Origin of the sequence: Mycobacteroides immunogenum, from assembly GCF_001605725.1 — a bacterium.
GTDB lineage: Bacteria > Actinomycetota > Actinomycetes > Mycobacteriales > Mycobacteriaceae > Mycobacterium > Mycobacterium immunogenum.
The window spans coordinates 1,487,970-1,499,621 of the sequence record NZ_CP011530.1 but is presented as its reverse complement, the minus strand read 5'-3'; the positions used below and the strand labels follow the sequence as shown (position 1 = coordinate 1,499,621).

The 11,652-nt window shown below is 65.7% G+C and carries 9 protein-coding genes; 5 read left to right on the top strand and 4 right to left on the bottom strand.

Annotated elements, in window-relative coordinates; all coding sequences use genetic code 11:
- The first annotated feature begins 14 nt into the window (after nucleotides 1-14).
- Nucleotides 15-587: an LppP/LprE family lipoprotein gene (locus ABG82_RS07475; protein ID WP_043077194.1), complete on the top strand. Its 573-nt coding sequence runs from the start codon at nucleotides 15-17 to the stop codon at nucleotides 585-587.
- 36 nt (nucleotides 588-623) lie between these two features.
- Nucleotides 624-4,049: a TM0106 family RecB-like putative nuclease gene (locus tag ABG82_RS07470; RefSeq protein WP_043077195.1), complete on the top strand. Its 3,426-nt coding sequence runs from the start codon at nucleotides 624-626 to the stop codon at nucleotides 4,047-4,049.
- Between the two features lie 13 nt (nucleotides 4,050-4,062).
- Here ABG82_RS07470 and ABG82_RS07465 read toward each other — a convergent pair whose 3' ends face one another.
- Both ABG82_RS07465 and ABG82_RS07460 read right to left on the bottom strand, forming a co-directional pair.
- Nucleotides 4,063-4,650: a CerR family C-terminal domain-containing protein gene (locus tag ABG82_RS07465; protein WP_043077196.1), complete on the bottom strand. Its 588-nt coding sequence runs from the start codon at nucleotides 4,648-4,650 to the stop codon at nucleotides 4,063-4,065.
- Nucleotides 4,637-5,896 carry a M24 family metallopeptidase gene (locus ABG82_RS07460; protein ID WP_043077197.1) on the bottom strand — a complete coding sequence of 420 codons (1,260 nt, stop codon included), beginning with the start codon at nucleotides 5,894-5,896 and terminating at the stop codon, nucleotides 4,637-4,639. The genes ABG82_RS07465 and ABG82_RS07460 overlap by 14 nt, the downstream gene beginning before the upstream one ends.
- Nucleotides 5,897-6,010: 114 nt before the next feature.
- On the opposite strand from ABG82_RS07460, the gene ABG82_RS07455 reads away from it, so the two are divergent.
- Nucleotides 6,011-7,339, top strand: coding sequence for an FAD-binding oxidoreductase (locus ABG82_RS07455; RefSeq protein ID WP_043077198.1), 1,329 nt, complete (start codon nucleotides 6,011-6,013; stop codon nucleotides 7,337-7,339).
- Entirely contained in the window at nucleotides 7,336-7,701 is a 366-nt protein-coding gene (locus ABG82_RS07450; RefSeq protein WP_043077199.1) for a nuclear transport factor 2 family protein, read from the top strand. Before ABG82_RS07455 ends, ABG82_RS07450 begins: the two co-directional genes overlap by 4 nt.
- Here the strand turns inward: ABG82_RS07450 and ABG82_RS07445 are convergent.
- Together ABG82_RS07445 and ABG82_RS07440 are read right to left on the bottom strand one after the other, a co-directional pair.
- The gene (locus tag ABG82_RS07445; RefSeq protein ID WP_264031970.1) at nucleotides 7,639-9,129 is read right to left on the bottom strand and encodes a DHA2 family efflux MFS transporter permease subunit; all 1,491 of its coding nucleotides are present in this window, start codon (nucleotides 9,127-9,129) and stop codon (nucleotides 7,639-7,641) included. The genes ABG82_RS07450 and ABG82_RS07445 overlap by 63 nt on opposite strands.
- Nucleotides 9,116-10,411, bottom strand: coding sequence for a Bcr/CflA family efflux MFS transporter (locus tag ABG82_RS07440; RefSeq protein WP_043077200.1), 1,296 nt, complete (start codon nucleotides 10,409-10,411; stop codon nucleotides 9,116-9,118). Before ABG82_RS07440 ends, ABG82_RS07445 begins: the two co-directional genes overlap by 14 nt.
- Nucleotides 10,412-10,873: 462 nt before the next feature.
- Here ABG82_RS07440 and ABG82_RS07435 point away from each other — a divergent pair, with 462 nt between their 5' ends.
- Nucleotides 10,874-11,629: a hypothetical protein gene (locus ABG82_RS07435; RefSeq protein ID WP_043077201.1), complete on the top strand. Its 756-nt coding sequence runs from the start codon at nucleotides 10,874-10,876 to the stop codon at nucleotides 11,627-11,629.
- Nucleotides 11,630-11,652 lie beyond the last annotated feature (23 nt).

The following is an 11,652-nucleotide window of genomic DNA, read 5'->3' as shown; positions in this document are numbered from 1 at the left end:
GGGCCGTGCGAGGGATGGTTCTGAGAACGACACCGCCGGTGCTGACGACTCTGCTGGCCGCGCTGTCGGTGCTGGGTTCGGCATGCACCGGTGGCGACAGCACCGTGTCGAAGACCCCGACCAACACCATCGCCGCGGCGTCACCGGCACCACCGTCCCCCGGGCAGCCGAGCGCGGCAGTCAAGCCCAAGCTGCCGTCCACCAAGGACGACTGCGCCGTCAACTTGAAGGATCCGGCCGTCGCGTCGGCCATCGCACAACTGCCGCCGGCCCCCAACAATCCGGCCAAGTGGAATCCGGTGCCCGTGGCGGGTAACTACAACAAGTGCGCCCCGCTGTCGGCGATCATCGTCGCGGCGGATACGCACGAGCCCCAACCCCCCACTCGCGCGGTGTTCTTTCATGTGGGCGGCGTGATCTCCCATGGTGTGCCCGACACCTACGGCTACAACGCCATCGACCTGTCGGCGAGCACGCTGGACACCGTGGTACTCAACTTCTCCAACGGCATTCCCGGACTGGAGAGCGTGGTGTCGTTCCGCTGGAACGGAACTGGCGTGGAAAAGGTGCAACAGGCCGGCCAGTGACGGCTCGGCGTCGGTGCCAGCACCTACAGTGATCGGGTGTTCGTGCTCGACGATCGGGTGGTCTACAGCGCTTCGGATCTAGCCTCCGCCGCGCGCTGCGAGTACGCCCTGCTGCGGACGTTCGATGCCAAGCTCGGCTGGGCAGCGCCGCCCCCGCGCGACGATGAACTGCTGGCACGCACCGCGACCCTGGGTGATGCGCACGAGGCCCATTTCCTTTCTGGGCTGCAGGCACGTTTCGGCGCCGACGTGGCCAGCATCCCTTTTCCGCCCACCTTCACACTCGACGGGCTGCGCGCGGTCGCGGCGGCCACCACCGACGCCTTCGAGCAGGGGCGTCCGGCGGTGTATCAGGCCGCGATGTTCGACGGCCGGTTCCTCGGTTTCGCCGACTTCGCCGTGCGCGAGGGCGAACGGTACCGGGTGTGCGACACCAAGCTGGCCCGCAGCGCCAAGGTGACGGCACTGTTGCAGCTGGCTGCCTACGCCGACAACCTCGCGGCCATGGGTGTGCCGGTATCCCCGGACGTGCGGCTGATCCTGGGCGACCGTTCCGCGCTCGACTACCCGGCGGCGGACATGGTGGGTGTGTACCGGCAACGGCGAAAGCAATTGCAGGACTTACTCGATCGACATCTGGCGGGCGGGGCGCCGGTGCAATGGTCAGATGACCGGGTGCGGGCCTGTTTCCGTTGTCCGGTGTGTGAACCCGAGGTCGAGCGCACCGATGATCTGCTGCTGGTAGCGGGCATGCGGGTCAGTCAGCGCGCGGCACTGCTGCAAGCCGGCATCAGCACCGTCGCACAGCTTGCGGACCGCACCGACCCTGTCACAGATCTCTCGGCGCGCAACCTGCACCAACTGGTGGCGCAGGCCACGTTCCAGATTCGTCAACGAGACAGCGGCACGCCACAATTCGAGGTGGCCGATCCGATTCCACTGGGCACCCTGCCCGCCCCCAACCCCGGCGACATCTTCTTCGACTTCGAGGGCGATCCACTGTGGACCGAAGACGGTATGCACTGGGGGCTCGAGTACCTCTTCGGTGTCCTCGAATACGACCGCTCAGGTAATGAGAAGTTCCGGCCGATCTGGGCCCACGATCGCCGCACCGAGCGTAAAGCTCTGATCTCCTTTCTCGATCTGGTGGCCAAGCGCCGCCGACGCCATCCGGGGATGCACGTCTATCACTACGCGGCCTATGAGAAGACGGCGCTGTTGCGGCTGGCCGGCCGGTACGGCGTCGGCGAGGAACAGATCGACGACCTGTTGCGCGACAACGTATTGGTCGACCTCTATCCCGTGGTGCGCAAGAGTATTCGCTCCGGCTCCAGCGGGTATGGACTCAAGGCATTGGAGCCGCTGTTCATCGAATCGGGAAAGCGTTCCGGGGAGGTCACCACCGCGGTCGACTCGATCAACGAGTACGCCCGCTATTGCGCGCTGCGAGATAGCGGCGACCCCGCGGCGCAGGAAGTGCTGGACTCCATCGCCGAGTACAACCGCTACGACTGCGCCTCGACACGCAAGCTCCGGGATTGGCTGCTGGTGCGCGCCTTCGAACACGGCATCACCCATCTGTCGTCATCGGCGCCCGCCGTCGAGCAACACCAGCCGGAGCCCGACGAGGTGGGCCGGGCACTTGCCGATTTCGCCGGGGACAGCACCCCTGCCGACCGGACCGCGGATCACACCGCGGCAGCCATGGTGTCGGCGGCGCGCGGGTACCACAGCCGGGAAAGAAAACCCTTCTGGTGGAGCCACTTCGACCGCCTGAACAATCCCGTCGACGAATGGGCAGATACCGCCGGAGTTTTCATCGTGGAGGACGCCCAGCTGGTCCAGGACTGGCATAAATCGGGTGGACAGCGCAAGCTCCGGCGGCATGTGAGGGTCAGCGGGGATCTCGCCGGCGGCGTTCTGGACGACAGTGTGTACGCGCTCTACGAACCGCCGGCGCCGTCGGGGCTCGGCGACGGAGATCCCGACCGCCGGGCATCGGGTTCTGCCAGCGTTGTGGAGATCACCGAATCCGGCGGCGTACCCGTCGATGTGACGATCCAGGAACTCACCCCGAAGAACGGCGAGATCTTCGCGGAAATGCCCATGGCGCTGGCGCCCGGGCCGCCGGTGATGACCAAGGCGCTGGAGGCTGCCATCGAGGACGTGGCGGTGGGGGTCGCCCATGGACTGCCCGACATGCCGCACACCGCGTCCGTGGATATTCTGTTGCGCCGCGACCCCCGTGGGGGCGGCGCGCTACCTCCGGTCGGCGAGGGCGGGTACGCCGGAGCTATCACTTCCGCCCTACGTAACCTGGATTCGTCCTACCTTGCCGTGCATGGTCCGCCGGGAACGGGCAAGACCTTCACCGCGGCGCGGGTCATCGCCGATCTGGTGATGCGAGATGGCTGGCTTGTCGGTGTGGTGGCGCAGTCCCATGCCGTGGTGGAACATCTCCTCGACCAGGTGGTCTCGGCGGGTGTTCCGGCGGAACGCGTCGCCAAGAAGGTATCGCCATACAGCGGCGATGCCGCATGGACTCAGATTCGCGACAGCGACTACGCCGGGTTCATCGCCGCACATGCCAATGATGGCGCCGTGATCGGCGGCACTGCTTGGGATTTCGCAAACACCGGACGAGTGGGCGACGGCGCGCTGCGCCTATTGGTCATCGACGAGGCGGGGCAGTTCAGTTTGGCGAACACCCTGGCGGTAGCGCGCGGGGCACAGAACCTGTTGTTGCTGGGTGATCCGCAGCAGCTACCGCAGGTATCGCAAGGTGTGCATCCCGAACCCGTCGACACCTCGGCGCTGGGCTGGCTCGTCGAAGGGCACGGCGCGCTGCCGGCCAGCCGCGGATACTTCCTGGAGCGCTCGTACCGGATGCACCCCGCCCTGTGCCAACATGTTTCGCGACTGTCGTACGACGGAGAGCTTGAGTCCGCGGCCCCGGAGCGCACCTTGACCGGACACGCCCCCGGGGTTCGAACACTGTGGGTTGATCACGAAGGAAATGCCACAAGCAGTCCGCAGGAGGCCGAGGCCATCTCCGCCGAGATAGCCACGCTGCTCGGTTCGGACTGGACCGACGAGTCCGGTACCCGCCCGCTGGAGCAATCCGATGTCCTGGTGGTGGCACCGTACAACGCCCAGGTCTTGACGCTGCGCGCCACACTCGCCGCCGCCGGATTGGGCGAGGTGCTGGTGGGCACCGTGGACAAGTTTCAGGGTCGTCAGGCACCCGTGGTGTTCGTATCGATGACGGCCTCGGCCGTGGATGACGTGCCGCGGGGAATGTCGTTCCTGCTCAATCGCAACCGGTTGAACGTCGCGATCAGCCGGGCCAAGTACCAAGCGGTGATCGTGCGCTCCCCCGCGCTGACCGAATACCTGCCGGCCACACCCCACGGCTTGGTAGAGCTGGGGGCATTCTTGGCGCTGAGCCCGGACCGCGCCTAGTGCCGGGCGAGCGCTATCGCAGTGCCTTCCCGCTCATCTCGCCGACCACCCGCGCGATGACGTCGATCTCTTGCGGCGACAAGCGCACGCGCCCCACCCGCCGCAGGTAAGTCGTCTGGGCCACCGCGAATCCCAGAGCCTGGCCGATCACGGCATGCGCCTTGATGACCGTGATCTGGTCGTCGGCACCGGCTCCGGAGGCGTCGGCCACCAGCGCGCAAATTCTCCGGTGCGTTGGCTCCACGAACCCGGTGAACAAACGGTCGTAATGTGTTGTCGGATTGAGTTGTTCGCGCGCGATCAGCAGAATTCTGGCACGGGCCTGCGCGCCCCCCAAAATGGCGCGGGTGAACCGTTCCATCACTTCCGCGATCTGCGCGTCGCCGGGCAAGCCTGTCGCACCGCCGAGCTCGGACACCAGATGATCTATCACTGCGGCATAAACGCCTTCCTTGCCGCCGAAATGGTAAGGAATCGCCGACTGATTGACTTCTGCTCGCTGCGCGAGGGTCCGGGTACGAACGCCGGTGAGCCCATGCTCGGCGAACAGCGTGAGGCCGGCGGCGATGAGGCGTTCCCGGGTTGCGTCAGCCGATGTCATCGGCCCACATCATACGAGTCGAGTTACTGTTCAATTCCTGGCCGCCGTCGGTACCCACCAGGGCAGTTCCGCCGAGATTGGCCAGGCGCCTACCGAATCCGCAGTTGGGCTCGAATGCGAACGACATCGTTTCCCTCAACTCGATATCCCGCCCCACCGTCGGCAGGCGACCGCAATCACCGTAACCCGCCGCATCGGCGAACACCTCGATTCCCGGCGCGCTGCCAAAGCCGATGGGTCCATATGGATTGATGCTGTGAATCAACGGATGTACATGCCACCCCTTCGCCTCAAGCAACGGTGCTTCCATGGCATCGACCACATCACCAAAGGTATTGCCCACCCGGAGAGCACTGACACCCGCCTCGTAGCTCGCCCGCGCCACCGCCGCCGCACGGATGAACTCCGGATGCGGCTCCCCGATGGCAATCATCGGTTGATGCTGAGTCTCAAAGAGACCGAAGAGCGAAAATACCTCGGCCAGCACAACATCACCATGCTCCAAGATGCGCGGCTGCTGCGCGCGGTAGTTCCAGGCCGCCGGTCCCCATCCGATGTGTTCGGAACCGGAGCCGATCAGCACCTCGGCGGTGTATCCACCGTCACGCAGGCATGTCGATACCGCCGCTGCCACCAGGTCGGCCTCGGTCGCACCCGGCCTGGCTTCGGCCCGCATCGCCTCACACATCCGCTCGCCGATGCCGGCGGCGTGGCGAACCAGCCGGAGTTCCTCCTCGCTGCGCACCGACGCGAGCTCAAAGAATTGGCGGTAGACGGGCACGAGACTGATGTCGGGCAGTGCCTCGGTCACCGCGTGCAGAGTCCGAAACGGGATCGCGCCGTCAAAGTAGAATGGCGGATACGGTTCAAGCCCGAGCACACCCACCGGCCCCGACGAAATACCGTGACGTTTCAGGGCTTCCGCCAGATGCAAGCCAGTCTTCCCCACGAATATCTGGTGGGGCTCTATCCACTGCATGTCACCGCGCAGCCGGGCTTGCAAGTGGTCGGCAACCATCATCGACGCGAACGTCAACACAATCGGCGCCTCGTCGCGCACAAACAGCACGATCGATCCCAGCCGGTCATTGGTGAAGTAGCCGTCGACGTTGAATGCCGCGGGAGCTCCGGCCTCGCGGTCGCCGTACACAATCAGCGCTTCCACCCCCGTCTGGCGCATCAGCTCGCGCGCCAGCTCCCACCGACGATCTCGCTCAGACCATGACAATGTCGGAACCGATTCCATGAGAACACCTTTCGAAGCACGGGTACCGGCCCACGGTAATTCATTCATTTGAATGAATGCAAGAAGACTCGGAAGAATCTTGAGAAGCACCACTGAGATGCCACACTGGGGTCCATGTCTGCGCTCGCCCCCGCCCTGGCCCAGATCGTCGGCGATCGATACTTCAGCACCGACGCCGACGTGCTGGCGGGGCGAACCATCGATCACACCGGGCGCTACCGCGGCATCGCAAGCGCGCTGGTCCGTCCCGGCTCTGCCGAAGAGATCGCCGCAGTCCTGAAGGCTTGCAAGGAGCACGGTCAGCCCGTCACCACCCAGGGAGGACGTACCTCCATGGTCGCCGGCACCGTCGCCGAGCACGACGACGTCCTGCTGTCCACCGAGCGACTCACCGAGATCGGCCCCATCGACACCGTCGAGCGCCGGGTTCGCGCCGGGTCGGGCGTGCCGCTGGCCGCGCTCCAACAGGCCGCCGCCAAGGAGAACCTGCAGTTCGGTGTCGACATCGGTTCGCGCGACTCGGCCACCCTCGGCGGCATGGCATCCACCAATGCCGGCGGCCTGCGCACGGTGCGTTACGGAAACATGCGAGAACAGGTCATCGGCATTCAGGTCGTGCTACCCGACGGTTCAATCATGGAGCGCCACAGCGATGTTCGCGCCGACAACACCGGATACGACCTCACCAGCCTGTTCGTCGGCGCCGAGGGCACTCTCGGTGTCATCACCGCACTGGAACTACGCCTGCATCCCGTCCCCACCCATAGCGTCGCCGCCATCACCGGGTTCGACAGCCTGGATCAGCTGGTCGATGCCAGCCGCATCTTCCGCGACCTCAGCGGCATCGCCGCGCTGGAACTCATGGACGCGCGGCTGGGGGTACCCAGTCCCGTCGACAACCCCTGGCTGTTGCTCATCGAGCTGGCCCGCGACAGCGACCCCACCGACGACCTAGCGCAGGCCCTGGAAAGCGCCGGGGTAGCCGACCAGGCTGCCGTCGGTCTGGACAGCACCTCCCGTGAACGCCTGTGGCAGGTGCGCGAATCCATCGCCGAGGCGCTGGGCGCATACGGCCCCCCGCTGAAATTCGATGTGGCACTGCCCCTGACACATATCGGCGAGTTCGAACGGCGCGCCACCCAGCTGATCGCCGACACGGTGCCCGGCGCCATGCCCGTACTGTTCGGCCACGTTGGCGAGGGCAACCTGCACTTAAATGTGTTGCGCTGCCCCGACTCCACCGCGTTGTATCAGCCCATGATGACGCTGATCGCCGAACTGGGCGGCAATGTCAGCTCCGAGCACGGAGTGGGCACCCTCAAACGTGACTACCTCGGCATGGCCCGCACCCCCGGGGATATCGCCGCGATGCGCGCCGTCAAAGCGGCTTTTGACCCCACCGGGTTCCTGAACCCCGCGGTGCTGTTCGGCCCGACATCATGACGCTCGCCATCGACTCTCACGAGTTCAGCCGCGACTGGTTCACGGCGTGGAACGCGCACGACATCGACGCGGTGCTAGCGCACTTTCACGATGACGCCGTCTTCACCTCCGCCTACGGCGCCGAAATCGCGCCCGAGACGGGCGGCGTCTTCCGGGGAAAGCAGGCCATACGCGCCTATTGGGCCGAGGCGCTGACCCGCAACCCAGATCTGCGTTTCGAACCGGTCGGCACCTATGTGGGCGCCAAGGCCCTCGTCATCAACTATCGAAACCACAAGGGCGCGCTGGTCAACGAAGTTCTAATCTTTGACGGCGACCCCGTCAGTCCGAGAGTCGTCGAGGGGCACGGCACCTACCTGTAAACCCGTGGGCCGCATGAAGAGCGCGGCCACCAAACCGACCACCAACGCCGCGACACCCAGCAGCATGGACTGGGCCATCGCTGTCGAGAAGGGCGCGCGCAACCCGACGGGCAACACCCCCAGCTGGTCGGTGGATCCGGAATCGGGCGCCATCGCAGGCATGTTCGAGGCCAACCGGGCCGTCATCAACGCACCCATCGCCGAGGCGCCTACCACGCCGCCGACCTGGCGCAGCGTGTTGTAGACCCCGGACCCGGCACCGGCCACCGCCGACGGCAGGTTTCGCGTCGCGGTGGTGGCCAGCGGGCCCCAGATGCATGCCATGGCCGCACCGATACCCGCGGCGGGAAGCAGCAGCTGCCACATCTGCGTCTCCGGCCGCATCAACACCGTCCACCACAACGTGGAGACGATCATCAGCGCGATGCCGCTCCCGATCAATATCGACGGACGCACCCGATCGACCAGCCACCCGGACACGGGCGCCAAGATCCCGCTCACGATGGCCGTGGGTGCCTGTGTCAATGCCGCCTTGGTCGGCGAAAAACCCAGCGCCAGTTGGGTGTAGAACATCATCGGCAGCCCAGTGGAAATCACACAGAAACTCATCGACGCGATGGCGACCCCGGCGAGCGAAAAGTTGCGATCGGCGAACAGCCGCAACGGAATCAACGGCTCACCCCGATTAGCCGACTGCCACCACACAAACACACCCAGCACCGCGAGGCCCGCGACCATCATCGCCCACACCCCCGGGACCCACTGGAAGCTCTCGCCTTCCTGTAGCGCGAAGACGAACGCGAACATGCCCGTGGCCGAGAGTGCCATACCGAGCAGATCCAGCCGATGCGGATGTGTCGGCATCCGCGGAATGTAAATGGCGCCCAAGATGATTCCCAGCACGCCCACCGGAATGTTGACGTAGAAGATCCACTGCCAGCCCCAGCCGTCCACCAGCAGACCGCCCGCGACGGGGCCGACCAGGGTCGCGATTCCGGCGACGGCGCCCCATACCCCCATGGCGGTCCCGCGCCGCTGCGGCGGAAACACCCGCTGCACCACCGTCAGCGTCTGCGGGGTCAGCATCGCCGCACCGATCCCCTGCACCACCCGCGCGGCGATGAGCCAGCCGATCGATCCGGCCAGGCCACACCACAGCGAGGCGGCAGTGAAGACCGCGAGCCCTGCCAGATACATCGAGCGCGGACCGAACCGATCTCCCAAGCGTCCAGTGGTCAATAGCGGCACCGCGTAAGCCAGCAGGTACGCGCTGGTGACCCACACCGTCGCCGAGTAGTCGGCACCGAAGCCAGCCTTGATGGCCGGATTGGCGACCGACACGATCGTCGAGTCGAGCAAGATCATGAACAGCCCGAACAGCACCACCCACAACGTCGTCCACGGGCGCGGGTACTCAGGCAGCGACACGATTCCTCACGACGGCCAGCCCGGCCAATGCCAGCACCACCCCGATCATCATGACGACGGCGACCGCAAGCGCGTTGTTACCGAGCGCCCCGACCAGGGGTGCGATCACAGCACCCACGCTGAACTGCGCGGCACCCAGCACCGCCGCCGAGGTACCCGCGGCCTCACCGTGGCGGGACAGCGCCAACGCCGGGGCATTCGGAATGACGAATCCCATCAGCGCCATCAACGTCCAGACCGGACCCACGAAACCAACAAGCCCACCGATACCGAATCCGGCAAGCACCAGGAGCACCACCGCAGGGATGAGAGCCAGCGACAGGCACCACCAGACAATCTGCTGCGGTTCGAATCGGTTGAGCAGCACCACGTTCAACTGCGAGGCAGCGACAAATGCGATGGCGCCCGCACCGAATGCGATCGCAAACACCTGCTGATTCATGCCGTACTGCCCCTGCAGCACAAATGAAGCGCCCGAAATGTAGGCGAACAGACCGGACAACGACAGCCCGGCTACCAGCACCAGAACCACGAACACCTTGTCGCGCAGCAGATCGCGATACGTCCGCAGGATGGCCCCCACCCGCAACGGGCGCCGGACGGGCGGTGGCAGCGTCTCCGGCAGCGCGACCACGGCGAGAATGAGAAGCAGAACGCCCAGACATGACAGGGCCGCGAACACGTTCTGCCACGACCCATGCACCAGCACGGCCGCACCCAACGACGGGGCAAGGATCGGCGCGATACCGATGACCAGCGTGAGGCGGGAGATCACGGTCGCCGCCGCCTTATCGGTGTAAAGGTCGCGCACCACCGCCATCGCCACCACCATGGCCGCCGCCGCACCCATTCCTTCAACCGCACGCAGCACGCCCAGCACCACGATGTTGGGTGCGACGGTGATGGCCAGTGAGGACACGATGTGCAGCGCCGCCCCGGCAATCAGCGGGAGTCGTCTGCCGAGCGAATCCGACAGCGGCCCCACCAGGAGCTGCCCCAGACCCAACCCCACCAGCGTTCCGGTCAGCGTCAGCTGAGTGAGCGTGGAGTTGACGTGCAGATCCGACCCGATATCGGGCAAGGCCGGTAGGTACATGTCGATGGTGAGCGGGCCCAGGGCAACCATGGCCCCCAGCACCGTGATGAGCCATGCCCTGCCCAATCGGGTCGCCGGGGGTGCGACGGAGCCGGCGGCAGTGTGAGCGGCCGCCGCGTCCTCCGCAGTCGTCTCACCGGCCGTCTTACCAGGGGCAGCACTCACCTCAGTGCTCAGCGCGCGCACGTGGCAGAACCTTCCCTTCTCTAACAAATGTGAGCCGGGTCTCACTCAATTGGTCAAGTCTGCGCTCCCGACAGGGAGGAGACGCCACCCCGAGAGGCGTGATCAGCGCCGACAGAACGATTCCCCGAGTCGGCGGCGCGGGCACGCCGTTGCTCTAGACAACACAGGACAGTGCCCGCCCGTCAACATCGAAGCACAGCGTGCGCGTCCCGTCACTGCGTTTTCCGGTCCCGCCCGAGTCATCGCGACTTTGCTCATCACTGCGCCACTCGACCTGCCGTAGCTACCCAAACGGTTGCCAGCACCGGCCAGAGGACCCAAAACGTCGCGTAAATCACCCCGTTGGACCCCTATTTGAGGAACGAATGACCCTCGCCATTCGTCTTCACTACTGTGAGCACAAACCCTTCGCTCACACCCAGTGGACCCACCCAGACCACAGCACTGAAGGAACACACGCCGATGAGCACACGCATCACCGAACCGCAGCGGCAGTTGACACTCGGAGGCAAGGGCAAGGAATCCAAGCCCGGCGCCTCGGGGAAGCTACTCTCGCTCGTGCTGGACCAGAGCACCAAGGTTCAGGAGCCCGCGGTGCGCGCGTATGTGCAGAAGCTACGCGCCGCCCATCCCACCGCCACGCCCGCCGACATCATCACCATGTTGGAGAAGCGGTACCTGGCCACGGTGATAGGCAGCGGCGCGGCGGTCGGCGCGGCCGCCGCCTTCCCGGGAGTCGGCACGCTGGCCGCGCTGTCTGCCACCGCCGGCGAAGCAGTGCTGTTCCTGGAGGCGACATCGCTGTTCACCTTGGCGCTGGCCGCGGTCCACGACATCGAGCTTGCCAAGATCGAACACCGCCACACGCTGGTGCTTGCCGTTCTGCTGGGCGATGACGGCGAGACCACGGTGTCGGACGTGCTGGGCAAGGAGCGCACCGTCGGCGGCGGCTGGCTGGCCGAAGCGACCTCGACACTGCCGGTGCCCGCGCTCAGCCATTTGAACGCCACCCTGCTCAAGCGGTTCACCAAGAAGTTCGCGTTGAAGCGCGGCGCGATGGCGGCCGGCAAGCTGCTGCCCGCCGGAATCGGGGCGGTGATCGGTGCCGGTGGCAACCGGTTTATCGGCAAGCGAATAATTACCAACGCACGCAATGCCTTTGGGAATCCCCCGACGGCGTGGCCGGTACAACTACGACTGGTGGCGCCGGACAGCTAGCCAGGACGGGGGTGGTTGTTCAC